Raw genomic sequence first — 26,639 nt, forward strand, 5'->3', positions numbered from 1 at the left:
CTGTTACATTTAACTCGTACTGAACACGTGTGCACATTCCGTGCAGCATGGGGCAGTTTATTCCCTGTAACCAAACAGCAGCTGGACTTGCCGGGTTCTAGAGACGTCCCGACACCAGTTGCCAAACTCTATTAGTCTCACGACACACGGAGCAATGTAATGAAATCTTTCAAACTGGGCGCGGCTGCTTTCAGCATCGCATTTGCAGGCCAAGCGGCCTTGGCCGAAACCGAAATCACCTTCTGGCATGCGATGGGCGGCCAGCTTGGAGAAACGGTCAACGAAGTTGCCGCAGGCTTCAACGCAAGCCAGGACGAATACAAGATCACGCCCGTTTTCAAAGGTTCGTATGAAGAAACGCTGACTGCCGGCATCGCTGCCTTCCGCGCGGGTGAACAGCCCAACATCATCCAGGTTTTTGATGCCGGTGCAGCCACCGTTATTGGTGCGCAAGGTGCGACCATCCCGGTGCAGGATCTGCTGGCGGACAATGGTATCGACTTTGATATCAACGACTACATCGCCGGTGTGCGGTATTTCTATGCGGATGCCGACGGCAAGATGATCGGTATGCCCTTCAACTCTTCAACCCCGATCATGTACTACAATGTCCAAGCGCTTGAGAAAGCTGGTGTCACGCCGCCCGCAACTTGGGAAGAATTCGCCAATGTCACCGCTCCGGCGTTGAAAGAGGCCGGTTACATTCCGCTTAGCCAATCGCACCTGCCGTGGATTTTCACCGAGAATTTCTTTTCCCGGCACAATCTGCAGTTTGCGTCCAGCAACAACGGATACGACAGCAACGACACGCAGATCATGATCAACAACCCGGCCATCAAGGCGCATTTCTCCGCGCTGGTGGATTGGAAAGAGCAGGGGCTGTTTGAGTGGTACGGCACCGGATGGGGTGACAACGCCAAGCCGTTCGAGGACGGCAATGTCGCGATGTGGCTGGGGTCTTCGGGTTCGTTCGGTGGATTGCTGGCCAAGGACCTGGGCTTTGATTTCTCGGCGACAATGCTGCCCTATTGGGAAGGTGTGACAACCGAACCCACACAAACCTTTATCGGTGGCGCGGCCCTGTTTGCGATGTCCGGCAAATCGGCAGAGGAAAACAAGGCAGCGGCAGAATTCTTTAGCTACCTGACATCGTCCGATACGCAGTATTTCTGGCACCAGGCCACGGGTTACGTGCCGATCACGGAAGCTGCTTATGAAGCAGCCAAGGCGGATGGCCACTACGAGAAATTCCCGGCGGCCGAGGTTGGCATCCAGCAGCTTTCACTGCCTGCGGGCGAGTTCACCCGGGGCTACCGGATGGGCTTTTACGTCCAGATCCGTGACGTGATGAACCGTGAATACGGCCGCATCCTGACCGGTGAAACGGACGTCGAAAGCGGGTTTGCCACGATCGAGGCGGAATCCAATAAACTTTTGGAGCGCTTCGCCAAGACGCAAGGCTAAGCATCGCGTTTCATATCGGCGGCGACCGTTTCTCGCGGTCGCCGCTTTTCTGCAAAAGGGATTCCGAATGAAACGAGCCGGGTTCACCAGCGTTTGGCTGCCTGTGGCGCTGCTTTTGCCGCAGCTTTCGATCATTGCGATATTTTTCTATTGGCCTGCGGGCTGGGCGGTTCAGTCTTCTTTCTACCTCCAGGACCCGTTCGGTTTCGGGTCGACCTTTGTGGGTTTTGAAAACTACACCGACCTGACAGCAAATTCGGAGTATATGCGGATTGCCTGGTTTACCGTTGTTTTCACGGTGCTTGTAACGTTCTTCTCGCTGTCCATCGCCCTGTTGTTGGCGGTGAAGGCGGACAAGGTCATTCGGGGGGCAAAAAGCTACCGCACGCTTTTGATGTGGGTCTATGCTGTGGCACCGCCAGTTGCGGGTTTCATGGGCATAATGCTGTTTCACCAGCACACCGGCCCCATGACGGATTTCTTCAAGGCGCTGGGCTGGGATTACAAAATTCTGGTTGATTACAATTCAACGGCAACGGCGTTCATCATCGTTTCGGTCTGGAAGCAAATCCCGGTCAATTTCATCTTCTTTCTGTCCGGCCTTCAATCCATACCCAGAGCAGTGCGTGAAGCCGCCATGATCGACAATCGCTCGGGCGTTCGCAGGTTCTGGGACATCACATTTCCGCTGCTGGCCCCGACCGGGTTCTTCCTGTTGATCATCAACATCACATATGCGCTGTTCGACACTTTCGGCATCATCGATACGCTGGTAAAGGGTGAACCTGGGAACAACCCGATGACCCTTGTTTACAAGGTGTACATGGACGGTTTCCGTGGAAATGACCTGGGTGGCTCGTCGGCCCAGTCCGTGATCCTCATGGTTCTGGTCCTTGTTCTTACCGTCTTTCAGTTCCGGCTGATCGAACGCCGCATTCACTATAGCTGAGGTCCACGTCATGGCACGCACACAGACCCGCAAGCCCTTCAAGTGGACACCCGTATTCGACCATACGATTCTCATTCTCGGGGCGCTTTTCATGCTCGTGCCCGTGGTGCTGGCATTCGTCACATCCAGTCACAGCGCAGTCCAAATTGCACGAGAAGGCATCATGTTTGTTCCGGGAAGTCACCTCGGGGAAAACTACTCAAAGGCCATGTTCGAAAAGGGAGGCTTCACTGCCACCATCGACGGCATGGTGATGCTCAAGAACTCTCTAATCCTTGGGTTGGGCTTTGCTCTTGGCAAGATCATCATTTCGATGCTGGCCGCCTATGCGCTTGTCTATTTCCGCCTTCGCTTTGCGACCTTTGCCTTCTGGATCATCTTCACAACGCTGCTGTTGCCTTTGGAAGTGCGCATCCTGCCGTCTTACGAGGCTATTCAACGCCTCAACCTCGCCAACACTTATTCGGGCCTTATCGTGCCGCTGATCGCATCCGCCACTGGCACGTTCTTTTTCCGGCAGTTCTTTCGCTCGGTTCCAGAGGAGCTTGCTGAAGCGGCGCGGATTGATGGAGCAGGTCCGGTGAAATTCTTCATCGATATTCTGGTTCCGTTGTCGCAAACCATGATTGCCGCGATCTTCATCATCATGTTCGTCTTCGGATGGAACCAGTATCTGTGGCCCACGCTGATCACCACTGACGAGGGGTTGTTTACCCTCGTGCGGGGCATCAAGCAGATCTACCAAACGATGATCGACGCAAACTCCATCCCGGAATACGGCCAGGCCCTGGCGCTTGCGATCATCGCGATGCTGCCGCCGGTCCTGATCGTCATTTTCTTCCAGAGTTGGTTCGTCAAGGGCCTGACCGAGTCAGACAAGTAGGAACACCGCCAATGGCACAAGTTACACTGAACGGGGTTGGAAAAACCTACCCGAATGGATTTGAGGCGGTGAAGCCTTCCAGCTTTGACATTGCGGACGGTGAGTTTGTTGTCCTTGTGGGGCCATCAGGCTGCGGCAAGTCAACGCTTTTGCGCATGGTGGCTGGCCTTGAGGACATAACCGCTGGCTCGCTGAACATAGGAGACCGCGAGGTCAATGATGTGGACCCGGCGGATCGCGACGTCGCCATGGTCTTTCAGAACTATGCGCTTTATCCGCACATGACCGTGCGCAAGAACATCGGCTATGGCCTCAAGAACCGTGGCACCTCTGCCGCCGAGATCGAGGCGAAGGTGCAGGATGCGGCCAAGATGCTCGATCTGAGCACCTTGCTGGACCGCAAGCCTTCGCAACTGTCTGGTGGTCAACGCCAGCGCGTCGCGATGGGGCGTGCCGTGGTGCGCGATCCGGCGTTGTTTCTGTTCGACGAGCCATTGTCCAACCTGGACGCCAAATTGCGCAACCAAATGCGGATCGAAATCAAGGCCTTGCAGCGACGTCTTGGTGTGACGTCGATCTATGTGACCCATGATCAGGTCGAGGCCATGACCATGGCGGATCGTATCATTGTCTTGAACGGTGGCGAGATCGAGCAGATCGGCACCCCGGCAGAGATCTATCACAATCCTGCCTCGAAATTTGTCGCGTCCTTCATGGGCGCGCCGCCAATGAACCTGATAGATGCGCAGCTGGAAAATGGCGAAATCCGTATGAACGGCAGCACCGTACTGACCGCTCCCTCGGACCAAGCCTATTCCGGGCCGGTCACAATGGGCATTCGACCCGAAGACGTTGCCATAGATGAAGCCGGTTCGACGCCCTTTACGGTTGAAATCGTGGAAGAGCTGGGAGCCCATCGCCTGTTGCATGGCCGTTTGGCTGGGCACGCCTTTACCGTTCATGTCGGCAAGGACGCCGCCGCAACCGAAGGCGAGGTCAGGCTGCAGATCAAACCGGATGCGATCCGGCTGTTCCAACCGGAGACCGGTAAAGCGATATGATCACCGATGTTCGGACGGTTCTTGAACCGGTGAGCGAAGAACAGCGCGCGCGTATTCTGTCTGCCCCGCGCACGGCGGACGCGCATCGTCAGCTGCTGAACGGTATTCCTGCCATGAACGCGGTTCAATGTGGGGGCAGGGCGCAGCGGGACCGCTTGCCAAGCGACATTACGGTGGTCGCATGGAACGTTGAACGGTGTCTGTTCCCCGAAGCCTGTGCGGATCATCTTGAACCGATCAAGCCTGATGTGGTGCTGTTGTCAGAGGTGGACAACGGTATGGCCCGTACCAGCCAGCGCCACACAACCGAAAGCTTTGCCGACGCGTTGTCGATGGTTTATGCCTATGGCGTTGAGTTTCATGAGTTGGGACTAGGCGGCCCAACTGAACTGCAGCTGTGCACCGACGACTTCAATGTGCTTGGCTGGCATGGCAATGCAATCCTGTCCGCCGTGCCCTTCGATCGGGTGGCGATGGTTCGGCTCGATGATCATGGACACTGGTTTGCGAGCAACAGCGGAGCATCGGACCCGGAGCAGCCGCGTGTCGGTGGTCGGCTGGCCTTGTTGGCGGAACTGCCGACAGAGAAGGGACCTATCACAGTTGTTTCCACGCATTTGGAAAGCAATGCGGATGCGCCACGTCGTCACCGCCAATTTGATATCTTGTTGGATGCCATCGACGATTTTGCGCCAAGCGGCCCGGTGGTGATCGGCGGTGATTTGAATACCGGCAACCACATGCCGCCAGAATTTGACTGGCGTCAGGAAACTCTCTTTTCCTTGGCTGAAAGCCGCGGCTACTCGTGGGAATTTACCGCTGAGGGAACGACAACAAGGCCCAGCCTGATCACGCCACATCCGGATCGGCAAATGAAGCTGGATTGGATCGCTGGGCGGGGTTTGCGGTGCCAGGAGTGCGGGATCAGGACGTCGCTGTCAGACGCGGGGCAACCGCTATCAGACCACGACCTTGTTTGGGCCGCTGTGTCTTTGGACTAGGATCCTGATGCTGGCCGCAATCAGTCTTGGCGCGCGCATTCAGCCACAACCAGTCGCGTGCACCGTCCATGAACGGCGTTTCTGAACTCTCATGTCTGGATGGCGCTGATCGCGACATCTTTTGCGGTTTCCCTGTTTCGTTGCCTGTGATTGCATGTCGTCGCACGGCAAGGGAAAGCGCACATGGCGGACAAGACCATTTTGGTTGTCGGGACCTACGACACCAAGAATGACGAACTGACCTATATGGCCGAGCGTATTACCGCCATGGGTGGTGGCGTGCTGGCAATGGACATCTCGGTTCTGGGTGATCCCGAGCGTCCAGTCGATGTCTGGAAATCTGAAGTGGCGGAGGCGGCAGGCACAACCATTCAAGCGGTGATCGACAGCGGTGATGAAAACACGGCCATGCAGATCATGGCGCGTGGGGCGAGTGTGCTGGCGCGGTCATTGCTGGATCAAGGACGGTTTGATGGGGTGGTCATCTTGGGCGGCTCCATGGGGACGGATGTGGCGCTGGATATCTGTCAGGCGTTGCCCTTGGGGGTTCCCAAATATGTGGTGTCCACGGTCAGTTTTTCGCCAGTCATCCCGACAGACCGGTTGTCGGCTGACATACAGATGATCCTTTGGGCGGGTGGCCTCTATGGTCTGAATTCGGTCTGCAAGGCGTCGCTGAGCCAGGCGGCGGGTGCTGTATTGGGTGCTGCACGCGCCGTTGAGCCTCCGGCGGCTGATCGTCCAATGGTTGGTATGACATCGCTTGGCTCATCTTGCCTGCGATACATGAAGCGCCTGAAACCAGAGCTGGAGGCGCGGGGGTACGAGGTTGCGATCTTTCACGCCACAGGCATGGGCGGCATGGCGTTTGAAAGCATTGCGCGCGAGGGTGGCTTTGTCTGCGTCATGGATTTTGCCCTGTCCGAACTGGGCAACCTGATGGCGGGGTCCGTTGTAAATGGCGGTGAAGATCGCATGCTGAATGCAGGGCGCGCTGGCATTCCGCGGATCGTCGCGCCGGGTTGTCTTGACCTGATTGATTTTGCAGGCTGGCAAGAGATCCCGGAGCAATATCGCGACCGTCCCTTCCACGTGCACAATCGCTTGATCAAATGCTCCGCATTCAACGCGGAAGAGCGCCGCGCGACCGCGCGTGAAATTGCCAAGCGGCTTAAGGCCAGCGACACCCCGGCACATGTGATCCTTCCATCTGGCGGGATCGAGGAATGGGATCGCCCGGGTCAACCGGCGCATGATCCCGAGGGGTTGGCCGCCTTCTGCGACGAGATGCGCGCTGTGATTACAGAACCGTTGGGATTTACCGAGGTTGCCGCTCACATCAATGATGATGCGTTTGTGGATGCAGCGCTGGCTGTTTTTGATGGCTGGGTTGTGGATGGCACGATTGAGGCACATGGATGACAGGACCGCTGCACGGGTTGAAGGTGATCGAATTTGCCGGGCTTGGTCCGGCCCCGTTGGCGGGGCAGCTTCTGGCTGACATGGGGGCAGACGTTGTGGTGATTGACCGCGCCTCCGGTCCTGCTGATCCGTACGACGTGAACCGGCGCGGCAAGCGGTCGATTGCCTTGAATCTGAAGTCAGATACGGGCCGAGGTATTGCGCATGATTTGCTTGCACAGGCTGATATCCTGATCGAAGGTTTTCGCCCGGGCGTGATGGAGCGTCTTGGCTTGGGGCCGGATGACACGCCGGACACGTTGATTTATGGCCGCATGACCGGGTGGGGGCAGGACGGCCCGTTGGCGCAGACCGCAGGCCATGACCTGACCTATCTTGCGCAAACGGGTGTGCTCAGCCTGATGGCGACAGTTGATGCACCGCCGCGCCCGCCATTGAACCTGATTGCGGACTACGGCGGTGGGGCCATGTTCCTGATTTTCGGGGTTCTTTCTGCGGTCATTGCACGGGGTCGGACGGGCAAAGGTCAGGTGGTTGATGCTGCCATGGTGGATGGCGTTCCGGCCATGATGGGACTGCTGCACGGCTTTATGGCCAACGGGTTTTGGACGGATCAGCCCGGACAGAACTGGTTGGATGGCGGTGCACCGTTCTATCGCTGTTACCGTTGTGCTGACGGGCGCGATGTGGCCGTCGCAGCCTTGGAACCGCAATTTTATGCAGCCTTGCTTGCGGGGCTTGAGCTGGAGCTGATCAGCTTGCCGGATCAGAATGATCGAAGCGGATGGCCTGCACTGACCGGCAAGTTCTCTACATTGTTTGCACGGCGCCCGCGCGATGAATGGGCTCGCATCTTTGCTGGGACGGACGCCTGCGTTGCACCGGTTCTGTCGATGGAGGAAGCGCGGGATGACCCGCACATGGCGGGCCGTGGTACCTACTTGTCCGTTGACGACGTTTGGCAGGCTGCACCCGCGCCCCGTCTGAATCACACTCCACCGCGTAATCCAAAATCGTCGAAGGCACCCGGGCAGGACGCTGAGGCCGTACTGTCCGAGCTCGGTTACGATCAGACAAGTATTGACGCGCTTCGGGCGGACGGAGCGCTGACATGAAGGCATTGATCGTCGGCGGTGGTATAGGAGGGCTGTCCACTGCGATTGCCTTGCGCTTGCGAGGCTGGGATGTGTCCGTGTTCGAGCAGGCCCCGGCGTTGACCGAAGTGGGTGCGGGGCTGCAAATCTCACCTAACGGCTGGCATGTGCTTCAGGCGCTGGGCGTGTCTGCGCACATGACGCGGACGCTCTTCGAACCGGAAGCAATCGAGATGCGCCTGGGCGTATCAGGTCGTCAGGTGTTTTCACTTCCTATGAAAGGGTATGCGGCCCAGCGCTGGGGCGCACCATACATACATATCCATCGCGTCGACTTGGTGGATGCGTTGGTGGAGCGTTTGAACGAGTTGTTACCGGATGCCGTGCAGACCGGCCTTGGTGTTTCTGGGTATGATCCGGACGGTGCCGTTGTTTTTACTGATGGCAGCCGCGCCTCGGGTGATCTGGTTGTTGGGGCCGATGGGCTGCATTCGGCGGTCCGTCAGCAAATGCTGGGTCCGGACAAGCCACGATACACAGGCAATATTGCCTGGCGCGCGGTGGTGCCAGTCGATGAACTGGATCGTCCGCCCCCGCCAACGGCATGTGTCTGGGCGGGCGACAAGCGCCACGCCGTCACCACGCGGTTGCGCGCTGGTACATTGGCGAACTTCGTCGGCATGGTTGAAGAATCTGAGCCTGCGCCTGAAGGCTGGCGGATCGAAGGGAGCCGAGATGACGCGATGGCGGCTTTTGACGGATGGCATCCAATTGTCGCGGGGCTGATTGCAAAAGCACCGGTATTGAACCGCTGGGCCCTGTTTGATCGGACGCCTTTACCCCGCTGGCACGAGGGGCAGGTCACCCTTTTGGGTGACGCGGCTCATCCGATGTTGCCGTCCATGGCACAAGGGGCGGTGCAGGCGTTGGAGGATGCATGGACGCTCGCGGCAGTGCTCGAAGATGCCGCATCGGTTGAGGTCGGATTGCAGCGTTATTTTGACTTGCGCATTGAGCGTACAGCACGGATCCAGACCGGGTCAGCCGCCAATGCACGCATGTTTCATAAGGCGACACCGCTTGGCAGTATCGGGTTCTATGGACCAATGGCACTTGGAGCACGCATCGCCCCCGGACTGATACATGCGCGCCAGGATTGGGTCTATCGCCACGATGTGACACAGGCCATCTAGGTATTGGCAGCGGCGCGTACGGATTGAGGTGTTTGGCCTGTCCACGTGTTGAAGGCGCGGTAGAAGGAGTTTGGGTCACGATAGGCAAGCAAGTAGCTGATTTCGGCCACGTTCAATTCGGTTGAGGTCAGGTAGTCGCGCGCCAGATCTGCGCGTGTGGTGTCGAGGACCTGTTGAAATCGTGTGCCTTCGTCGCGCAGATGCCTTTGCAGGCTACGGGTGCTCAACCGCATGCGTCGCGCTGCGGCGTCGATGGTGGCTTCGCCAGCGGGTAGCATTTCCGCCAGTGTTGTGCGCAACCGTGCCGTTATCGCCTGTTCCGAGGTCTGCAATTGCATCTGACGTTTGAACCCAGGTTCAAGCTGCGCCCATTGCGCCGGATCAGCCGACAGTAACTTGCGGTCGGCATCCTCGGGCGCAAGCATCATCATATTCGGTCCTCCCGTTTCAATGGGAATGCCGATGAACTCTTCCAATGCATCATGGCAGGCCAGCCGTTCAGGCAGGCGGGCGGCCTGCGGTGTCATGTGATGACCGGTGCACGCGCGGATGGCCTCGGTCAGAAAGACAAGCTCGGTTGCTGCAAAGGTTGCGGGTAAGGGCAGGGTGGGTTGGTTCGAAGATTTGTGGATCTCAAGAGCCTGCGATGGCGAGCGCTTGAGTCTGAGAACGAGTGGACCGGTCAGGGGTTTGAACAGTGACAGTCGCTCAAGTCCAACGGCCACGTTGGGGCTGCACGTAAAGGCAAAGAATGCGGGGTTGAACGGCCCGCGGGCATAGGCGCGACCCAGCATGAGCGGGGTGTCTTCGCGATCTGCTTCGGCAAGGATTGCATTCCATCCCGCAAAGTAGTCCGCCGCGGACACGCCGCGCCCTTCGTTTTGCAGAAAGTCCGGCGGAAACCGCATGCGCCGCATCACGGCGGTCGGATCCACTTGCAACAGCCCACACAACTGTTCGGTCGTCCGGGCAATCTTGTAATAGGTTTCTTGCGGCGCGGTCATGGTGCCAGTGTGACCACTTTTCGCCGACCAAGCCAGCGGCTTGGCGGAATATGCAAGTCATTTGGCGTGATCGGGTTGCCGCATGGGGCCGCGTGAAGCGGCCCCGCTTGGTCAGCTTTTGTTCATCCGGTTTTCGATCAGGTCCTCAACCACGGACGGATCGGCGAGGGTTGATGTATCGCCCAATGCGCCAAAATCATCCTCGGCAATCTTGCGCAGAATGCGGCGCATGATCTTGCCTGATCGTGTCTTGGGCAGGCCTGGCGCCCACTGGATCAGATCGGGGGAGGCGATGGGGCCAATCTCGGACCGGACCCATGTGCGCAACTCCTTGCGCAATTCTTCGGTCGGTTCCTCGTTGTTCATCAAGGTGACATAGCAATAGATGCCCTGACCTTTGATGTCGTGGGGATAGCCGACCACTGCAGCCTCGGCCACTTTTGCGTGCGCGACAAGTGCGCTTTCCACCTCGGCCGTGCCCATCCGGTGCCCTGAGACATTGATCACGTCATCCACGCGGCCGGTGATCCAGTAGTCGCCATCTTCGTCCCGGCGACATCCATCGCCGGTGAAGTAGTAGCCTTTGTAGTCAGAGAAATAGGTTTTCTCGAAGCGCTCGTGATCGCCCCAGACTGTGCGCATCTGGCCCGGCCAACTGTCTGCGATGACCAGCACCCCTTCAACACCATTGCCTTCAATGACGTCGCCGGTGGCAGGCTCCAGAACCAATGGCTTGATCCCGAAGAACGGTTTCATCGCCGCGCCCGGCTTGGTCGCATGGGCACCGGGCAGGGGCGTCATCAGATGGCCACCTGTTTCGGTTTGCCACCACGTGTCTACAACGGGGCATCGCCCGCCGCCGATCACGTCATTGTACCAATTCCAGGCTTCCGGATTGATTGGTTCGCCAACCGTACCCAGTATGCGAAGGCTGCTCAGATCGCACTTGGTCACGTAATCATTGCCTTGGCCCATGAGGGCACGAATGGCCGTAGGCGCAGTATAGAACTGTGCCACTTGGTGCTTTTCGCAGACCTGCCAGAAGCGGCTGGCATCGGGGTAGGTCGGCACCCCTTCGAACATCAGGGTTGTGGCCCCGTTCGCCAGCGGGCCGTAGACGATGTAGCTGTGACCGGTCACCCAACCTACATCTGCTGTGCACCAGTAAATCTCACCATCCTTGTAGTCGAAGGTGATCTCGTGCGTGAGCGATGCATAGACAAGGTAGCCGCCGGTGGTGTGGACGACACCCTTGGGCTGTCCCGTCGAACCAGACGTATAAAGAATGAACAGAGGGTCCTCTGCGCCCATCTCTTCCGGTGGACACTCTGCCGGGACATTGGCCGCTTCTTCGTGCAGCCAATAGTCCAGCCCGTCGCGCCATGCAATTTGCTGTCCCGTGCGTTGCACCACCAGGCACTTGGTATCGTTGATCACGTTGATCAGCGCTTGGTTCACATTGTCCTTGAGGTTGGTCACGCGGCCCCCGCGGGGGGCGGCGTCGGCGGTGATGACCACCTTGGCATCGCAGCCTGATACGCGCGCTGCCAGCGCGTCGGGCGAAAACCCCGCAAATACAATGGAATGAATCGCACCGATACGTGCGCAAGCCAGCATGGCATAGGCGGCTTCGGGGATCATCGGCATGTAAATCACCACCCGATCACCTTTGCTAACGCCCAGCCCCTTGAGCACATTGGCCATTTTGCACGTCTCTGCATGCAACTTTGCATAGGTGACGTGCTTAGCGGTATCATTGGGATCGTCGGGTTCCCAGATGATGGCCGTCTGATCGCCACGTTTTGCAAGATGCCGGTCGATGCAGTTGGCGGAGACGTTCAGTGTGCCGTCCGCATACCAATTGATCGACACGTTGCCGAAGTCATAGGACACGTCCTTGACCTGGCTATAGGGCGTCATCCAGTCCACCCGTTTCCCTTGCTCACCCCAAAAGGCCGCCGGGTCGCTCATGGATGCCGCATACATCTCGTCATAGCGGGCCGCATTCACATGTGCATTGGCGGCCAGATCGGGATGTGGCGCGTGTGTTTTGGTTTCGGGCATGGTTCCTCCGGGTCGTCCTATTCTTGTTGGAGGTGCGCAAGATTTACGTGCCATCCTCCATGATGACGCAACCGTGCGCGCGGCCTCCTCCCTCTGTTGGTGATAATACGCAATGCAGAGCAGAAGGAAATAAATGGGACGTTGGTTGTATAGGTCGGGCCAAAGCCGTGTGATGTGACGGATGAGATAATAAATCTCATAAATTACAATGACTTACACATCCTTTTTGTCGAAATCCCTTGAAGGGTGGCCCGCTGCATCTTCGCGCCACGCACTTGAAAAGCCGCGATAAAACACCTGCTGCATTGCAGCGACGGCGGTTGTTCGAGAATCAAGCTGGCATTTGGCCAGTTTGCAGCCCCTTGGCAGCGCGAGGCCGCCACGCTAGCTTCCACTCTAAGCGGGCCGTCAGGTCCCGCATCAAGGGAGAAACATCATGAACAAATTCGCGTTGGGCGGCGTTGTTGCCGCTGTATCATGTACATTTGCGCTCGAAGCCGCGGCCACGGAATGGAACGTGTCGGTCTGGGGCAAGCGCCGTGCCTTTACCGAGCATGTCGAAAAACTGGCCGAGCTCGTGTCTGAAAAGACAAACGGCGAATTCACCATGAACATCAGCTATGGTGGCTTGTCCAAGAACCGCGAGAACCTTGATGGCATCTCGATCGGTGCGTTCGAAATGGCACAGTTCTGCGCAGGCTATCACCGGGACAAGAACCGGGTGATCACCGTTTTGGAATTGCCGTTCCTCGGGGTCGAGAACCTGGAGCAAGAAGTGGCGGTGGCGACTGCCGTCTACCAACACCCAGCTGCCGTCGAGGAGATGGAGCAGTGGAACGCACGCCTTCTGATGACCTCGCCGATGCCGCAGTACAACTTGGTCGGGACGGGTGAACCTAAGACAACGCTGTCAGACTTTGAAGGTATGCGCGTGCGCGCAACGGGCGGTCTGGGCAAGGCCTTTGAAAGCGTCGGTGGCGTTCCAACATCCGTGACGGCAACCGAGGCCTACCAGGCAATGGAATCCGGTGTTGTGGACACGGTGGCATTTGCCCAGCACGCACACCTGTCGTTTGGTACGATCAACCAGGCTGACTGGTGGACGGCCAACCTGAACCCCGGCACCGTGAACTGCCCGGTGGTTGTGAACATCGACGCGTATGACAGCTTGTCGGACGAGCACAAGGCAGCGCTCGAAAGCTCGGTTTCCGAGGCGATTGATCACTACCTGGCCAACTATGCCGAATTGCTCGAGCGTTGGGACAGTGTTCTTGAAGAGAAGGGCGTGCAAAAGGTCGAGATAGACGACGCAGTGATTGCCGAGTTCCGGTCGATTGCAGCTGATCCCGCACGTGACGCGTGGATCGCGGACATGGAAGGGCAGGGCTTGCCCGGTCAGGAACTGTATGACCTGGTCGTCAAAACACTCGCTGACGCCAAAGGCGGAAGCTAAGCCTTAAAGGGGCGGGTCACATGGCCCGCCCTAAACACATAAAAACAGGGGGCAGGGATGGCAGGTGCATCCACAGTGCTGGAAGACTCCAGTGTTCTAAGCCGTTTGGATAGGGCGCTATTGCCAATTGAGCAGGTCATGGCCTTGTTAAGCGGACTGGCCGCCTTTTCCCTCATGTTCCTTGCCGCTTATTCGGTCGCAGGCCGGGAGTTTTTCGAAGCACCGCTCATGGGTTACGTAGACCTGATCGAAATGCTGATGCCTCTGATCGCCATTATGGGTGTGTCCTATGTTCAGCGAAACGGTGGGCACATTCGTATGGACATCATTATCGGTGCCATGCGGGGACGCCTGCTGTGGCTGGTCGAGCTGATCATGGTGGTTTTGATCCTTGTCCTCATGATTGCTTTGGTTTGGGGGGCATGGGCCCATTTCGACCGTTCCTTTGACTGCGCACGGCCGTTTTGCAGCCGGGACAGTTCCATCGATATCTCGCTGCCGATCTGGCCATCGAAGCTGCTGGTGCCCATTGCCTTTGCCGTGCTGTGCGCCCGACTTGTGCTGCAAGCCGTCGGCTATGCGCGTGCCTTCTGGCTGAACCTTGAGCGCCCAGTTGCAGTGCCGTTGATCCAGAGTGTCGCCGCGCAAGCGCGTGCAGAAGCCGAAGCCCTGGACGGAGCAGACTGATGGACCCGATCACAATTGGCCTGTGGGTTACAGGCGGCATGCTGTGCCTTGTTTTTCTGGGAATGCGTGTTGCGTTTGCGGCTGGTTTGGCTGGCTTCGTCGGCTTGGTCTGGTTGCGCTGGAACGGCTTTGATTACGCGCCGGAACGCTTTGGAAAAGCGCTGGAAATCAGCGTCAAGGTTGCGGGCCAGGTACCTCACTCAAAGGTATCTGCACACGCGCTGAGCCTGATCCCAACCTTCATTCTGATTGGCTATTTGGCCTACTACGCCAAACTCACTACCGCCCTCTTCGATGCCGCCAAAAAGTGGATTGCCTGGGTTCCGGGGGGCTTGGCCGTGTCCACCGTGTTCTCGACCGCCGGCTTTGCCGCTGTTTCGGGCGCCTCGGTGGCGACAGCAGCCGTGTTTGCCCGCATTGCGATTCCAGAGATGCTTAAGATCGGCTATAACAAGCAATTCGCGGCTGGTGTTGTCGCAGCCGGTGGCACGCTGGCGTCGTTGATCCCGCCGTCAGCCATCCTTGTGATCTATGCAATCATCGTCGAGCAGGATGTGGGTAAACTGCTGTTGGCCGGTTTCATTCCCGGTGCATTTTCCGCCTTTGTCTACGCCATTCTGATCATCGGTATCGCGGTCATTTTCAAAACCGTTGGCCCGCCCGTTACCGGTTTCACATGGAAAGAACGTTTGCTGGCTCTACCACCTGCGCTGCCCATCGTAGCGGTTGTCGTGATCATCATCTTCTTTGTCTACAACCCCTTTGGCGACGCATGGGGGACGCCGACGGAAGGCGGGGCAGTGGGCGCGTTCATTGTATTCCTCATGGCGGTGTACCGAGGCATGCGCTTGACTGAGCTGAAGGACGCGTTGATCGAGACGGCCAAACTGACGGTGATGATCTTTACCATCATCTGGGGCGTCCTGATCTATGTTCGCTTCTTGGGGTTCGCTGACCTGCCGGGTGCATTCTCGGACTGGATCACTTCGCTGACCGTGTCGCCCATGTTGATCCTGGTTTGCATTCTTTTGGCGTATGCCGTGCTGGGCATGTTCATGGACGCAATTGGGATGCTGCTCTTGACCCTGCCTGTGGTCTATCCGGCCGTGATGGCGCTCAACGGTGGCGAATTCGTAAGTGCTGAGGATAGCACCTTCGGCATGTCCGGACCAATGTGTGCGATATGGTTTGGCATTCTGGTGGTCAAGATGGCCGAGTTTTGTCTGATCACGCCGCCCATCGGTCTCAACTGCTTTGTGGTTGCGGGCGTGCGCGATGATCTGAGCGTGCAGGACGTGTTCAAGGGCGTTACCCCTTTCTTCATTGCCGATGCGATTACAATTGCGTTGCTGGTCGCGTTCCCGGCAATTGTTTTGTGGCTTCCATCCTTGGCCTAGCCTTTGTGGACTTGCACTGCCTCTGCATCTGACAGCACGCCATGAGGCTCGTGCCACGCACCGTTCTTCTTGGCAAAAGGTACCGCACACCTTATGTCGCGCGCCATGCACACAAATGCTGACATAACCCGCGCCGCTCGTCTTTCCGTCGCGCCGATGATGGATTGGACGGACCGGCATTGCCGCTATCTGCATCGGCAATTGAGCGGGCAAGCGCTTTTGTACACCGAGATGGTGACAGCTCCGGCGCTTGTGCGCGGGGGTGCTTTGCATCTGCTGGATCACCACCCGGCAGAGCATCCTGTCGCCTTGCAACTCGGCGGGGCTGATGCCCGAGAGCTCGCGCAAGCCGCGCAATTGGGCGCGCAAGCGGGTTACGACGAGATAAACCTGAATTGCGGTTGCCCGTCGGATCGCGTGCAATCCGGCACCTTCGGAGCTGTCCTGATGCGGGAGCCTGGCAGGGTTGCCGAATGCGTGGCGGCCATGCGTGATGCGGTTGATGTGCCGGTGACGGTCAAATGTCGCATCGGTGTGGACGAGCAGGACCCGGAGGAGGTTCTGCCGGAATTTTTGTCTCGGATCGTTGCCGCTGGATGCGAACGGGTAACGATCCATGCGCGCAAGGCCTGGCTCAAAGGGTTAAGCCCAAAAGAGAACCGGGATATCCCGCCGCTGGACTATGATCTGGTGCACCGGATGAAGGGACTGTTTCCAAACCTGCATATCTCGATCAACGGTGGCGTCGCCACATTGGATCAGGTCGAAATGTTGCTCGACGGTGGGCTTGATGGTGTGATGGTAGGCCGCGCGGCGTATCATCAACCCACGGATGTTTTGGCGCAGGCTGACAGGCGTATTTTCGGGACGGGACGTGACAGCACTGCCGAACAGGCAGTTGCAAACATGCTGCCATATATCGAAGCGCATCTTTCCGCTGGTGGCCGTCTACATCAGATCACCCGCCATATGCTTGGCCTTTTTGCCGGGCGCCCCGGCGCGCGTGGCTGGCGCCGTACTCTGAGCGAAGGTGCGACACGCGACGGTGCAGGACCGGAATTGGTCGAGGCTGCCTTGCGCCATGTCACGGCACTGGCCCCCGACGCCAAAGCAGTGTAGCACCACGCGACTTCACGCGGGAGCTGGCGATGCCGGACACATTTCTTCTGATCCAGATGCTGATCGTGCTGGCCGTGATCGGAGCCTTCGCCGGCGTACTGGCCGGCCTTTTGGGGGTTGGCGGAGGCATCGTTCTAGTGCCAGCATTTTTCTATGCATTCCAAACGCTTGGATATGGTGGGCCAGATCTGATGCAGATGTGTTTGGCCACCTCTCTTGCAACGATCATCGTAACCTCGGTCCGGTCCGTGATGAGTCACAACAAGAAAGGTGCGGTTGACTGGGACATCCTGCGCGGCTGGGCGCCTGGCATCGTGATCGGAGCGGTATTGGGCATGCTGCTGGTGGCACAGCTACGCACGACCACCCTGCAGGCCATATTTGGCATTCTTGCCTTGATCGTAGGGCTTTACATGGGGTTTGGCCGCGCGAGCTGGCGGCTGGGCCCTGCAATGCCGACCGGTGCGGGCAGGGCTGCCCTGTCACCGGGCATGGGATTTCTTTCGGTCCTGATGGGGATCGGTGGGGGTAGCTTTGGTGTGCCGCTGATGAGCCTGTTTTCAGTTCCGATTCACCGCGCCGTCGCGACGGCGGCGGGCTTCGGTGTGCTGATCGCTGTTCCATCGGTCATCGGCTTTTTGATGGTTTCGCTTGATGGGCCGGTGCCGCCATTTACGGTGGGGGCCGTGAACCTAGTTGCCTTTGCAGTCATTATTGCGATGACCCTTGTGACCGCGCCCTGGGGCGTCAGGTTGGCACATGTGATGGATCCCGGTCCGCTCAAGCGGGTGTTTGCGGTTTTCCTTGTGCTTGTCGCGCTCAACATGCTGCGCAAGGCGCTGTGGGGATGATCGACCCAGACGGCTTCGTGGTTTTTGACTATGATGATCGGACGGTGCGATGGGCCGCAGCGGCAGAAAAAGCAGCGGCAAGGGCCGCTGATGATCCTGAAACGAGGCTGCACAATCTGCGGCACGGCAAAACATGGTTCGTAGGTGTCGATGTTTTGCCAAACAAAACAGATGGCAGCGTGATGGGTGTGCCCCTTGCCGGACCTTGGCAAAGCCATGTGCCAGACTTGCCGATGCACTCCGGTCAAGTATCAATTGTCTATCCCGGTTATCCCAAGCGCGACGCAGATCAAAGTGAAGCCAATCATCGGTTTCGGATCACGCGCATGGCCGCGCATGTGGATGGTCTGTTGCCCGAAGGGCCGGATCGACAGCGCTTTGCCCGCGAATTTCACGCATATATTCTGGGACTACCGCTCAATGATGTATCTGCCGCTCCAACCATTGTTTGGAAAGGCAGCCATCGGATCATGCAGAAGGCACTTAGAGAGGCCATCGTCGACCATAATCCGCGCGAGGTGGATGTGACCGACGCCTACCATGCCGCGCGGCGCATCGTCTTCAGCAGCTGTGAGGCGGTGCAGATACGTGCAAGACCCGGCCAGTCGTTCCTGATCCACCGTTTTGCCCTGCATGGCACTGAACCGTGGAAGGGCCCCGAAGACGGGCGTCGCATGATCGCATTCTTTCGACCTGAATTCCCGGACCCGATGGATTGGCTCAACTAACCTTGACGCAAAGATCGCTTTGCTAACGATGCGCCAGATTGTTCGTTCGTCGTAGGACCACGAGGGACTGCGTCAGATTTCGCTACCGTTTGAGCCGGGCCGCACGTCCGCCACGCCGACCCTTCGGTGCGGCTTCTCGCGTTGGCAGTTCAGCCATGATGATGCGCCGTTCATCGGTGCTCATTCGGCTCCAACCACCGATTTCGTCGATAGAGCGGGCGCAGCCAGTGCACAGCCGCGTCTCGGGATGAATGACGCAGATCTGCACGCAGGGGCTTTCGATCTCGTCGCGCTTCCACACAAGGGAACGGGGAACGTCTGTCATGCCTGCCTCTTTATTGCTGCCAGCCTGTCCAACAGTCCTTGCAAGATATATCCGGCAGCGACGTGATCAATCACCTCGGCGCGACGTTTACGTGTCGTATCCGCCTCAAGCAGCGCTTTTTCGGCGGCCACGGTGCTCAATCGTTCGTCCCAAAAGGTGATGGGACCATCCCAAAGCCTTTCAAAGTTGCGTGCAAAGGCACGAGTGGACTGGCACCGCGGCCCCTCGGTTCCATCCATGTTGCGGGGCAGGCCCAACACAAGACCACCGACGTTGCGCTCAGCTATGAGGGTCTGCAGGCGTGCGGCATCCAAACCGAACTTTTTGCGTCGTACCGTTTCAAGCGGTGTTGCGACGGACCAGAATGTGTCTGAAACCGCTACACCAATGGTTTTGTCGCCCAGATCGAGGCCCATGAGGGCCTGCATTGGGGGCAGTCCGGCCAAAAACGCATCGGTATCGTCCGTTATCATTCCAAGCCCACGCGGTCAGCGGTGCGGCTCAGGATATCTGCGGCGCGGGGATCGTCGCCAAACACTTCGCGCGCATTGATCAGGATCGCATTGGCCTGATTCATCTGGCCCAAAACCCCCAAAGCGGAAATCAACTGCGCCCAATCCTCGACGGGACCGCCCTCGGTCGCAAGACGGTCGGACAGGCCAGTGACCATCCCCTGGATCATCTCCATCCGCTCTGCAGGGCTCAGGCCCTGCGCTGCTTCAATCTGATCTGGGGAAGGTCCGCGCCCTGTACCGATCGCTGGCATGGCGTAGTTCACACCCGCGCGAAAGGCCATTTCCTCGATCTGTGACGACACTGGCGCAATCCAAGGTGCATCGGCAGGCCCTTCACGCAACAGTTGATCCCAGACGCGCAAAGCCGTGTCCGGTCGCCCGGTTTGCGACATCATCAGCCCAAAGTAGTAGCGCGCAGGCCCATCTGCCGGATTCATGGAAAGCGTTCGTTCAAGAACGCCTTCAGCTTCGGGCGAGACGTATCCACCAGCGGCCAGGATCAACAGATCCGCATATTCCGAGAAGTCAGTTGCGGTGGCCTTGTCCCCTTTAAGCGCGAGAACTTGCGCTTTTGCGGTATGCGCTGCCGCATAGTTTCCAAGACGCCCCTCGGCGCGGCTTAGCAATTCGTGGCCTTGCACGTCATCAGGGCGGGTCACAACTGCCTGCCGCAGACGTTCGACAAGGACCACGTAATCGGGATCGACATTTGGCGGCGCGGACGGTTCATCAAGGCTGGCTTCAGCCGTTTCCTGGCTGGGTCGTTCTTCGCGAAGGATCTCGGCGGCCTCGATCCGACTGGCCAGCGCAAGATCGCCGTAACCCGGTGCGCCCAATTGGGTGTAGATGGCATAAGACCCTACAATAGTAACGGCGAGGGTCAGGCCAAGGCTTGTCAGCCCGCCGGACTTCCCGGCGCTTTGTTCTTGTTCTTGCAAGGCTGCGTCAGCGGCAAGAATGCGGCGTGACACTTCCGTGCGGATCCGATCCGCATCTGCTTCTGACACCACGCCACGTGCCAGGTCACGGTCCACTTCACGCAACTGGTCCCGGTAGACATCCAAATCATAGGCTGCGGGCGGGCGATCTCCGACAGAGCCACGCAGCATTGCGCGGGCCAATGTTGCGAGGACCGCGAGCGTCAACAGGGCCGTGATTATCCAGAATAACATGCGCACCACACTTGTTCGTTCGTCGTCATTTAACCCCTGCGCAGGACCAGCAAAAGGGTCCATGGCACACCCGTGATGTCGCAGGCAGGGACATGTGTCGCAAATCCGTCAAAAAACGCCGCCAGCGCGGCCCCTTTCTTCGGACACAAAGGCGATTAAAACCGCACGTATACGCTTTGCGATTCCACGGTCCGGACGGCTGCCCATGAAACGATACTCTGCTTTTGCCATTGCCCGAGAGGCCGCGCGTTACCACACCGGGTGGGAGCGCGCGTGGCGCGCGCCCGAGCCAAAGAAGAAGTACGATGTGATCATCGTTGGGGCAGGTGGGCACGGTCTGGCGACAGCTTACTACCTCGGAAAGAATTTCGGGATCACGAACGTTGCTATCCTTGAAAAAGGTTGGCTTGGGGGCGGCAACACCGGGCGAAACACAACGATCATCCGTTCGAACTACCTGCAGGATCCGTCGGCTGCGATCTACGAAAAGGCGCGCAGCCTTTACGAGACGATGAGCCAGGATCTGAACTACAACGTCATGTTCAGCCCGCGCGGCGTCATCATGCTGGCCCAGACCCATCATGAGGTGCGTGGTTATCAGCGCACGGCCCATGCCAATGCCTTGCAGGGCGTGAAGACTGAGTTCATCGGTCCCGAAAAGGTCAAGGAACTGGTGCCGATTATCCATCTCGATGGCCCGCGTTACCCCGTCATGGGTGGCCTCTGGCAAGCACGCGGTGGCACGGCCCGCCATGATGCCGTAGCTTGGGGCTATGCCCGTGCCTGTTCGGACATGGGCATGGACGTGATCCAAAAATGCGAAGTAACGGCGATCCGGCGAGAGGGTGGTAAGGTCGTTGGCGTCGATACATCCAAGGGCGCTATTGATTGCGACAAGTTGGGTGTCGTCGTTGCAGGGCATTCCGGGCATCTGGCCGACATGGCGGGCTTCCGTCTGCCCATAGAATCCGTGGCACTTCAGGCTTTGGTGTCCGAACCGATCAAACCCTGTATGGACGTGGTGGTCATGGCCAACACGGTTCATGGCTACATGAGCCAGTCCGACAAGGGCGAGATGGTGATCGGCGGTGGTACCGACGGATACAACAACTACACGCAGCGTGGTTCGTTCCACCATATCGAGGAAACGGTGCGCGCGCTGATCGAAACATTCCCCATGATTTCGCGTCTCAAGATGTTGCGTCAGTGGGGCGGCATCGTGGACGTGACGGGCGACCGTTCTCCCATCCTGTCGAAAACGCCAGTGGATGGTATGTTCATCAATTGCGGCTGGGGCACGGGCGGGTTCAAGGCGATCCCGGGGTCAGGCTGGGCTATGGCCGAACTGATTGCCAAAGGACGATCACCGCTGACCGATGAGTTTGGACTGAACCGGTTCCGTGAGGGGCGGTTCATTGACGAGAGCGTGGCCGCCGGGGTGGCGCACTGATGCAGCAAGTAATGCAAAAATCCCTAGCAGATTTTTGGCGAGACTTGCTCAATCCGTCTTGCACATCATTCGTGCGTCTTCTTCCCTTCGCCTGCGGCCGACCCGAAGGCGATCAGGTTGGCGACATCAATCTCTCTTCCGCCGCGCGCTTCCAGCCGTTTGGCGGCCGCACGCCGCTCGAGAACAAACATGATGATTGCGCCCGCAGCAATCGCGCCAAAGACCAGGATGGCGCCCGTCGTGTGATCCATAATGACCTCCTGTCAACTTTAGTTGACACTTGCACAGAAACGACCGCTGCGTCACGAAAAATCGCAAAACAGGCGGGATGCAGCCGTTCTATTGGGGGCAAACCGGCTGTGCTCAGCCCGTTTTCCGTACCCAAGGTCCCAGGTATTGCGCCAGCGTATCCACGTGATGACATGGAAGCCCATAGAACGGAGGCTTACACATGTCAGACTATCCAAACCCGAACATCCATCGTGGCGACGGCGTGTCAGGCCGCGGGCTCCTTATCTCATTCGCGGTCATTGTCGCTGTTGTGGCACTTCTTGCACTGCTTGGCTCCATCGGCTCGGGCGGTGGTGAAGGCGGCCCAACACAAAATGCCATCACACCGGCGGCAACCGAAACGACCGGCACAACAGGCACGGCGGTGCCAACCGAATAACCCCTCCCAAACTATTCGGACCGCATCAGGCGGGCGTCTTCGGACGTCCGCCTTTTGCGTGTCCGCTCCAATGATCGGAGTGCGCCAATGCTGATCCTGACCTGCCCCAATTGTGGCCAGACCGGAGAAGAAACCGAATTCCATGCCGGAGGTGAGGCGCACCTGAAACGTTTCGGCCCCGGGTCATCGGATGGTGATTTCGAAGAGTATCTGTTCATGCGCGAGAACCCCAAGGGCGTGCATTTCGAGCGCTGGCGCCATGCCTATGGCTGTGGCAAATGGTTCCACGCTGCCCGATGCACGACAACTCTCGAAGTCTTTGGCACCTATTCCGCGCAAGTCACCGAACCTCCGAAAGAGATCTGCGACAAGATTAGCAAAAAGCGCCCCGACTGGTCATGGAGGGCGTTTTCTTGACCCTGTTTCTTCTGACTGAAAATACCACCGCCGGAGGCTTTGACGCCTGCCGCCGCGATGAGGCCAACACATGAGCATACGTCTCGCCACAGGCGGTCGCCTTCTGAACAAGGACAAGGCCGTTCGCTTCACCTTCAACGGGCAGCAGATGCGCGGGTTCGAGGGCGATACGCTTGCCTCCGCCCTTCTGGCCAATGACCAGATGCTGGTTGGCCGATCTTTCAAGTACCACCGTCCGCGCGGTATTGTCGCCGCCGGACCGGAAGAACCGAATGCGCTGGTCAACCTTGGTGTCGAGGGCAAGTTCGAGCCGAACCAGCGTGCCACGACAACGGAGCTATTCGAAGGGTTGCTTGCCACGTCGCAAAACCATTGGCCGAGCTTGGAATTCGATGTGGGCGCGATCAACGCCAAGCTGTCGCGCTTCATGCCGGCCGGTTTTTACTACAAGATGTTCATCCATCCGCGTCCGCTGTGGAAGCACGTCTACGAGCCATTCATCCGTCAGGCCGCTGGACTTGGGCAGGCCCCCAAAGGTCGTGATCAGGACACCTATGAGCACTTTCATGCGTTTTGTGATGTGCTTGTCGTAGGCGGTGGAATTGCAGGTCTGATCGCTGCACGTTCGGCGGCCAAGGCCGGTGCGCGCGTCCTGCTTGTCGAGCAAACCGCGCATTGGGGTGGTCGCGCGCCAGTGGATGGTGGTGAAGTTAACGACAAGCCTGTGGATAACGTGGTGGACGAACTCGTGTCTGAGTTGAAGTCCATGCCAAATGTCACGATGCGCACACGCCTGATGGGGGCAGGGGTCTATGACCACGGATATGTGCTGGGTTACGAGCGGTTGAACGACCATACTCCTGACTTGGATGGCCCACGTCATCGGCTGTGGCGCATAAGGGCGGGGCACGTGGTTACAGCCACCGGCGCAATTGAACGCCCGCTGTCATTTGCTGGCAACGACATCCCCGGTGTGATGCTGGCATCAGCGGTGCGGGATTATGTCGTGAATTACGGTGTCAGCCCGGGCGACCGGACCGTCATCGTGACCAACAATGATGACGCATATCGCACCGCAAGCGCTTTGAAAGCCGCTGGATTGGACGTTCCCGCCATTCTTGACGCGCGGGTGCTGCCGGTCGACAGCCCGCTGATTGCCGAGGCAAAAGCGGCTGGAATCCGTGTCTTGATGGGCCACGGCGTATCCAAGGTTCTTGGCGGCAAACGGGTCACCGGTATTGCCGTGTGTTCGCAGGCGGGAGAGGGCGCGGTACTGGAAGAAATCGCGTGCGACGCAGTCGCTATGTCGGGCGGCTGGTCACCCGTTGTCCACCTGTGGTCGCACTGCGGTGGCAAACTGCTCTGGGACAACGATTTCTCCATGTTCCGTCCGGATGTGGATAAAGCACCGACGGGCGCGGAGGGTAGCGCGTTTGTCAGCCCGGCTGGGTCAGCAAACGGACACTTCGGATTGGCTGAGCTGGTTGGTGACGCCCATGCGATGGGGCATGCGGCGGCGCGTGCCACAGGGCAAAAGCCAGGAAAGGTCTCGGCACCGGACGCAAGCAGTGTGGAAGAGGCCGCCATGGCACCCGTATGGCTGATGCCCCAAGGCGCAGGTGCAGCCCTACGAGGGAAAGCATGGCTTGATTATCAAAACGATGTCAAAGTCTCGGACGTGCAACTGGCGGCGCAGGAAGGATTTGAAAGCGTCGAACATGCCAAGAGATACACAACACTGGGCATGGCAACGGATCAGGGAAAACTGAGTAACATCAATGGCCTTGCGATCCTTTCTGATGCTCTGAATCAACCCATTCCCCAGACAGGTACAACCACCTTCCGGCCGCCATATACACCAATTTCAATGGGTGCGATTGCAGGGGAAGCGCGGGGCACAGTATTCCAGCCCATACGCCGCACACCGATGCATGAATGGCACGATAAAAATGGGGCTGATTGGGAACCGGTAGGCCACTGGCGCCGCCCGTACGCTTATGTTCGCAACGGGGAAACCGTGCATGATGCCGTCATGCGCGAGACGCGGAATGTGAGAGAAAATCTCGGGCTTCTTGATGCATCAACGCTTGGTAAGCTTATTGTCAAAGGGCCCGATGCGGGCAAATTCCTCGACATGCTCTACACCAACATGATGAGCACGCTGAAACCCGGCAAATGTCGCTATGGGCTGATGTGCAGCGAAAACGGTTTCCTCATTGACGACGGCGTTGTGGCTCGGATCGATGAGGATACCTTCCTCTGTCACACCACGACCGGCGGGGCCGAACGTATCCACGGGCATATGGAGGAGTGGCTGCAGACCGAGTGGTGGGACATGCAGGTCTATGTCGCCAATGTGACCGAGCAATACGCGCAGGTTGCAGTGGTCGGCCCGAACGCGCGCAAGGCGCTTGAGGCGCTCGGGGGAATGGATGTCTCGGCCGAAAGTCTTGGCTTTATGGAATGGGCGGATGGTGCGCTGGGTGGCTTCGACGTGCGCGCCTACCGCATCTCCTTTTCCGGCGAACTCAGCTATGAGATCGCGGTACATACCTCGAAAGGGCAGGCGTTCTGGAATGCGCTTATGGCCGTTGGCGCCGATCTGGGCGTCATGCCTTACGGCACCGAGGCGCTGCACATTCTGCGGGCCGAAAAGGGTTTCATAATGATCGGCGATGAGACAGACGGAACGGTCATCCCGCAGGACCTTGGTTTGCATTGGGCACTTTCGAAGAAGAAAGAGGACTATCTTGGAAAGCGCGCGCAAGAACGCACTCATATGATTGGTCCTGAACGCTGGAAACTGGTGGGCCTAGAAACATTGGATAGCTCTGTTTTGCCCGATGGCGCCTATGCGGTTGCGGAGGGCACCAACGACAACGGCCAGCGCAACATGCAAGGGCGAGTCACATCGTCGTACCATTCGCCGAACCTGAACAAGGGGATCGCCATGGGCCTTGTCCTACATGGACCGGACCGTATGGGTGAAGTGATAGATTTCCCGGGCACGGATGGCACGACCTACAGGGTCAGGATTGTAAGCCCGGTCTTCTATGACCCGGATGGGGAGAAGCAGAATGTCTAATGCTGTCAGTGCATTGAATGGCGTTACATGGACCCAAGGTATCGCGACCGTTACCGAGGTACCATTGCAGGGGATGATCACGCTGCGCGGACAACTGACCGATGCGAAGGTCAAAAAGGCCGCAATGAGCGCGACCTCTTTGGAGATGCCCGGGCACGGGCAGGCCAACTGTGTCGACGATCGCGGTATCTGCTGGATGTCACCTGATGAGCTGTTGGTCCTTTGCCCTTACGATGCGGTATCCACCAACTTGAAGCAAATGCAGGGGGTCTTGGGCGACGTGCACAGCCTTTGCGTCAACGTGTCTGACGCGCGTGCAGTGTTTGACTTGTCTGGTGACAACGCACGTGAGGTGTTGGCCAAGCTGGTGCCCGTGGATCTTGCGCCGGATCAGTTCACGGTCGGCATGTTCCGGCGTACGCGGATGGCGCAGGTTCCAGCTGCGTTCTGGCTGCATGACAACGACAGCTTCCGCATCATCTGTTTCCGCAGTCAGGCACAGTATGTGTTTGACTTGCTAACGGTCGCAAGCCAACGCGGCAGCGCAGTAGATGTTTTCTAAGAGAACCGTTTTTCACATTGAGTTTCTCTTGTAGTGACGTCAATTAACGTCACTACACTTTAGGGAGAAAGTT

25 protein-coding genes are annotated in these 26,639 nt (G+C 58.2%); 19 read left to right on the forward strand and 6 right to left on the reverse strand.

Going from position 1 to position 26,639, the window contains the following annotated elements; translation table 11 throughout:
* The first annotated feature begins 159 nt into the window (after nt 1-159).
* From AC53L6_RS16450 to AC53L6_RS16485, 8 genes are all read left to right on the forward strand, one after another.
* Complete coding sequence (locus AC53L6_RS16450; RefSeq protein WP_299209148.1) at nt 160-1,464, forward strand: extracellular solute-binding protein; 1,305 nt, start codon at nt 160-162, stop codon at nt 1,462-1,464.
* A gap of 67 nt (nt 1,465-1,531) precedes the next feature.
* Nucleotides 1,532-2,413, forward strand: a complete 882-nt coding sequence (locus AC53L6_RS16455) for an ABC transporter permease subunit (RefSeq protein WP_299603547.1) — start codon at nt 1,532-1,534, stop codon at nt 2,411-2,413.
* 10 nt (nt 2,414-2,423) lie between these two features.
* Entirely contained in the window at nt 2,424-3,296 is an 873-nt protein-coding gene (gene ugpE, locus AC53L6_RS16460) for a sn-glycerol-3-phosphate ABC transporter permease UgpE (protein ID WP_496908638.1), read from the forward strand.
* A gap of 11 nt (nt 3,297-3,307) precedes the next feature.
* Entirely contained in the window at nt 3,308-4,357 is a 1,050-nt protein-coding gene (locus AC53L6_RS16465) for an ABC transporter ATP-binding protein (RefSeq protein ID WP_496908639.1), read from the forward strand.
* Nucleotides 4,354-5,358 carry an endonuclease/exonuclease/phosphatase family protein gene (locus AC53L6_RS16470; protein WP_496908640.1) on the forward strand — a complete coding sequence of 335 codons (1,005 nt, stop codon included), beginning with the start codon at nt 4,354-4,356 and terminating at the stop codon, nt 5,356-5,358. The genes AC53L6_RS16465 and AC53L6_RS16470 overlap by 4 nt, the downstream gene beginning before the upstream one ends.
* A 183-nt stretch (nt 5,359-5,541) precedes the next feature.
* Nucleotides 5,542-6,780 carry a Tm-1-like ATP-binding domain-containing protein gene (locus AC53L6_RS16475; protein WP_496908641.1) on the forward strand — a complete coding sequence of 413 codons (1,239 nt, stop codon included), beginning with the start codon at nt 5,542-5,544 and terminating at the stop codon, nt 6,778-6,780.
* A complete protein-coding gene (locus tag AC53L6_RS16480; RefSeq protein WP_299772183.1) occupies nt 6,777-7,895 on the forward strand; it encodes a CaiB/BaiF CoA transferase family protein in 1,119 nt (372 codons plus the stop codon). Before AC53L6_RS16475 ends, AC53L6_RS16480 begins: the two co-directional genes overlap by 4 nt.
* Entirely contained in the window at nt 7,892-9,067 is a 1,176-nt protein-coding gene (locus AC53L6_RS16485) for an FAD-dependent monooxygenase (protein WP_496908642.1), read from the forward strand. Before AC53L6_RS16480 ends, AC53L6_RS16485 begins: the two co-directional genes overlap by 4 nt.
* Here AC53L6_RS16485 and AC53L6_RS16490 read toward each other — a convergent pair.
* A complete protein-coding gene (locus tag AC53L6_RS16490; RefSeq protein WP_496908643.1) occupies nt 9,064-10,071 on the reverse strand; it encodes an AraC family transcriptional regulator in 1,008 nt (335 codons plus the stop codon). The genes AC53L6_RS16485 and AC53L6_RS16490 overlap by 4 nt on opposite strands.
* A gap of 111 nt (nt 10,072-10,182) precedes the next feature.
* Nucleotides 10,183-12,135, reverse strand: a complete 1,953-nt coding sequence (gene acs, locus AC53L6_RS16495; protein ID WP_496908644.1) for an acetate--CoA ligase — start codon at nt 12,133-12,135, stop codon at nt 10,183-10,185.
* 436 nt (nt 12,136-12,571) lie between these two features.
* On the opposite strand from acs, the gene AC53L6_RS16500 reads away from it, so the two are divergent.
* The 6 genes from AC53L6_RS16500 (at nt 12,572) to AC53L6_RS16525 (ending at nt 18,370) form a co-directional block, all read left to right on the forward strand.
* Entirely contained in the window at nt 12,572-13,588 is a 1,017-nt protein-coding gene (locus tag AC53L6_RS16500; protein WP_299209179.1) for a C4-dicarboxylate TRAP transporter substrate-binding protein, read from the forward strand.
* Nucleotides 13,589-13,645: 57 nt separating this feature from the next.
* Entirely contained in the window at nt 13,646-14,275 is a 630-nt protein-coding gene (locus AC53L6_RS16505) for a TRAP transporter small permease subunit (protein WP_299209182.1), read from the forward strand.
* Nucleotides 14,275-15,672, forward strand: coding sequence for a TRAP transporter large permease (locus AC53L6_RS16510; protein WP_496908645.1), 1,398 nt, complete (start codon nt 14,275-14,277; stop codon nt 15,670-15,672). The genes AC53L6_RS16505 and AC53L6_RS16510 overlap by 1 nt, the downstream gene beginning before the upstream one ends.
* 105 nt (nt 15,673-15,777) lie before the next feature.
* Complete coding sequence (gene dusA, locus AC53L6_RS16515) at nt 15,778-16,791, forward strand: tRNA dihydrouridine(20/20a) synthase DusA (RefSeq protein WP_496908646.1); 1,014 nt, start codon at nt 15,778-15,780, stop codon at nt 16,789-16,791.
* A 29-nt stretch (nt 16,792-16,820) separates the two neighbouring features.
* A complete protein-coding gene (locus AC53L6_RS16520) occupies nt 16,821-17,642 on the forward strand; it encodes a sulfite exporter TauE/SafE family protein (RefSeq protein WP_496908647.1) in 822 nt (273 codons plus the stop codon).
* Nucleotides 17,639-18,370: a hypothetical protein gene (locus AC53L6_RS16525; protein WP_496908648.1), complete on the forward strand. Its 732-nt coding sequence runs from the start codon at nt 17,639-17,641 to the stop codon at nt 18,368-18,370. The genes AC53L6_RS16520 and AC53L6_RS16525 overlap by 4 nt, the downstream gene beginning before the upstream one ends.
* Before the next feature lie 82 nt (nt 18,371-18,452).
* Here AC53L6_RS16525 and AC53L6_RS16530 read toward each other — a convergent pair whose 3' ends face one another.
* Genes AC53L6_RS16530 through ccmI form a run of 3 tightly spaced genes read right to left on the reverse strand, consistent with a single transcriptional unit; the run spans nt 18,453 to nt 20,382 of the window.
* Nucleotides 18,453-18,695 carry a DUF1289 domain-containing protein gene (locus AC53L6_RS16530; RefSeq protein WP_299206792.1) on the reverse strand — a complete coding sequence of 81 codons (243 nt, stop codon included), beginning with the start codon at nt 18,693-18,695 and terminating at the stop codon, nt 18,453-18,455.
* Complete coding sequence (gene ruvX / locus AC53L6_RS16535; protein WP_496908649.1) at nt 18,692-19,168, reverse strand: Holliday junction resolvase RuvX; 477 nt, start codon at nt 19,166-19,168, stop codon at nt 18,692-18,694. Before ruvX ends, AC53L6_RS16530 begins: the two co-directional genes overlap by 4 nt.
* Entirely contained in the window at nt 19,165-20,382 is a 1,218-nt protein-coding gene (gene ccmI, locus AC53L6_RS16540; protein ID WP_496908650.1) for a c-type cytochrome biogenesis protein CcmI, read from the reverse strand. Before ccmI ends, ruvX begins: the two co-directional genes overlap by 4 nt.
* A 205-nt stretch (nt 20,383-20,587) precedes the next feature.
* On the opposite strand from ccmI, the gene AC53L6_RS16545 reads away from it, so the two are divergent.
* Nucleotides 20,588-21,832 (forward strand): sarcosine oxidase subunit beta family protein, encoded by a 1,245-nt coding sequence (locus tag AC53L6_RS16545; RefSeq protein WP_496908651.1) that lies wholly within the window; start codon nt 20,588-20,590, stop codon nt 21,830-21,832.
* 65 nt (nt 21,833-21,897) lie between these two features.
* Here AC53L6_RS16545 and AC53L6_RS16550 read toward each other — a convergent pair whose 3' ends face one another.
* Nucleotides 21,898-22,083, reverse strand: coding sequence for a hypothetical protein (locus AC53L6_RS16550; protein WP_299206784.1), 186 nt, complete (start codon nt 22,081-22,083; stop codon nt 21,898-21,900).
* 200 nt (nt 22,084-22,283) lie between these two features.
* Here AC53L6_RS16550 and AC53L6_RS16555 point away from each other — a divergent pair, with 200 nt between their 5' ends.
* From AC53L6_RS16555 to AC53L6_RS16570, 4 genes are all read left to right on the forward strand, one after another.
* Nucleotides 22,284-22,502, forward strand: coding sequence for a hypothetical protein (locus AC53L6_RS16555; RefSeq protein WP_299206782.1), 219 nt, complete (start codon nt 22,284-22,286; stop codon nt 22,500-22,502).
* 87 nt (nt 22,503-22,589) lie between these two features.
* On the forward strand, nt 22,590-22,919 hold the full coding sequence (locus tag AC53L6_RS16560) for a sarcosine oxidase subunit delta (RefSeq protein ID WP_496908652.1): 330 nt from the start codon (nt 22,590-22,592) through the stop codon (nt 22,917-22,919).
* A gap of 70 nt (nt 22,920-22,989) precedes the next feature.
* Nucleotides 22,990-26,004, forward strand: a complete 3,015-nt coding sequence (locus AC53L6_RS16565) for a sarcosine oxidase subunit alpha family protein (RefSeq protein ID WP_496908653.1) — start codon at nt 22,990-22,992, stop codon at nt 26,002-26,004.
* Nucleotides 25,997-26,566 (forward strand): sarcosine oxidase subunit gamma, encoded by a 570-nt coding sequence (locus AC53L6_RS16570; protein WP_299748247.1) that lies wholly within the window; start codon nt 25,997-25,999, stop codon nt 26,564-26,566. The genes AC53L6_RS16565 and AC53L6_RS16570 overlap by 8 nt, the downstream gene beginning before the upstream one ends.
* Nucleotides 26,567-26,639 lie beyond the last annotated feature (73 nt).

Source organism: Tateyamaria sp. LSS28 (assembly GCF_059611725.1).

What these genes read in the sequence shown, in the direction of transcription:
- AC53L6_RS16565 (WP_496908653.1), top strand. Translation starts at nt 22,990, where the DNA reads ATGAGCATACGTCTCGCCACAGGCGGTCGCCTTCTGAACAAGGACAAG.
- AC53L6_RS16505 (WP_299209182.1), top strand. Translation starts at nt 13,646, where the DNA reads ATGGCAGGTGCATCCACAGTGCTGGAAGACTCCAGTGTTCTAAGCCGT.
- AC53L6_RS16525 (WP_496908648.1), top strand. Translation starts at nt 17,639, where the DNA reads ATGATCGACCCAGACGGCTTCGTGGTTTTTGACTATGATGATCGGACG.
- ccmI (WP_496908650.1), bottom strand. Translation starts at nt 20,382, where the DNA reads ATGTTATTCTGGATAATCACGGCCCTGTTGACGCTCGCGGTCCTCGCA.
- AC53L6_RS16475 (WP_496908641.1), top strand. Translation starts at nt 5,542, where the DNA reads ATGGCGGACAAGACCATTTTGGTTGTCGGGACCTACGACACCAAGAAT.
- AC53L6_RS16570 (WP_299748247.1), top strand. Translation starts at nt 25,997, where the DNA reads ATGTCTAATGCTGTCAGTGCATTGAATGGCGTTACATGGACCCAAGGT.
- AC53L6_RS16450 (WP_299209148.1), top strand. Translation starts at nt 160, where the DNA reads ATGAAATCTTTCAAACTGGGCGCGGCTGCTTTCAGCATCGCATTTGCA.
- AC53L6_RS16500 (WP_299209179.1), top strand. Translation starts at nt 12,572, where the DNA reads ATGAACAAATTCGCGTTGGGCGGCGTTGTTGCCGCTGTATCATGTACA.
- AC53L6_RS16530 (WP_299206792.1), bottom strand. Translation starts at nt 18,695, where the DNA reads ATGACAGACGTTCCCCGTTCCCTTGTGTGGAAGCGCGACGAGATCGAA.
- ugpE (WP_496908638.1), top strand. Translation starts at nt 2,424, where the DNA reads ATGGCACGCACACAGACCCGCAAGCCCTTCAAGTGGACACCCGTATTC.
- AC53L6_RS16470 (WP_496908640.1), top strand. Translation starts at nt 4,354, where the DNA reads ATGATCACCGATGTTCGGACGGTTCTTGAACCGGTGAGCGAAGAACAG.
- AC53L6_RS16490 (WP_496908643.1), bottom strand. Translation starts at nt 10,071, where the DNA reads ATGACCGCGCCGCAAGAAACCTATTACAAGATTGCCCGGACGACCGAA.
- AC53L6_RS16480 (WP_299772183.1), top strand. Translation starts at nt 6,777, where the DNA reads ATGACAGGACCGCTGCACGGGTTGAAGGTGATCGAATTTGCCGGGCTT.
- AC53L6_RS16545 (WP_496908651.1), top strand. Translation starts at nt 20,588, where the DNA reads ATGAAACGATACTCTGCTTTTGCCATTGCCCGAGAGGCCGCGCGTTAC.
- acs (WP_496908644.1), bottom strand. Translation starts at nt 12,135, where the DNA reads ATGCCCGAAACCAAAACACACGCGCCACATCCCGATCTGGCCGCCAAT.
- AC53L6_RS16455 (WP_299603547.1), top strand. Translation starts at nt 1,532, where the DNA reads ATGAAACGAGCCGGGTTCACCAGCGTTTGGCTGCCTGTGGCGCTGCTT.
- AC53L6_RS16465 (WP_496908639.1), top strand. Translation starts at nt 3,308, where the DNA reads ATGGCACAAGTTACACTGAACGGGGTTGGAAAAACCTACCCGAATGGA.
- AC53L6_RS16520 (WP_496908647.1), top strand. Translation starts at nt 16,821, where the DNA reads ATGCCGGACACATTTCTTCTGATCCAGATGCTGATCGTGCTGGCCGTG.
- ruvX (WP_496908649.1), bottom strand. Translation starts at nt 19,168, where the DNA reads ATGATAACGGACGATACCGATGCGTTTTTGGCCGGACTGCCCCCAATG.
- AC53L6_RS16485 (WP_496908642.1), top strand. Translation starts at nt 7,892, where the DNA reads ATGAAGGCATTGATCGTCGGCGGTGGTATAGGAGGGCTGTCCACTGCG.
- AC53L6_RS16550 (WP_299206784.1), bottom strand. Translation starts at nt 22,083, where the DNA reads ATGGATCACACGACGGGCGCCATCCTGGTCTTTGGCGCGATTGCTGCG.
- AC53L6_RS16560 (WP_496908652.1), top strand. Translation starts at nt 22,590, where the DNA reads ATGCTGATCCTGACCTGCCCCAATTGTGGCCAGACCGGAGAAGAAACC.
- AC53L6_RS16555 (WP_299206782.1), top strand. Translation starts at nt 22,284, where the DNA reads ATGTCAGACTATCCAAACCCGAACATCCATCGTGGCGACGGCGTGTCA.
- AC53L6_RS16510 (WP_496908645.1), top strand. Translation starts at nt 14,275, where the DNA reads ATGGACCCGATCACAATTGGCCTGTGGGTTACAGGCGGCATGCTGTGC.
- dusA (WP_496908646.1), top strand. Translation starts at nt 15,778, where the DNA reads ATGCACACAAATGCTGACATAACCCGCGCCGCTCGTCTTTCCGTCGCG.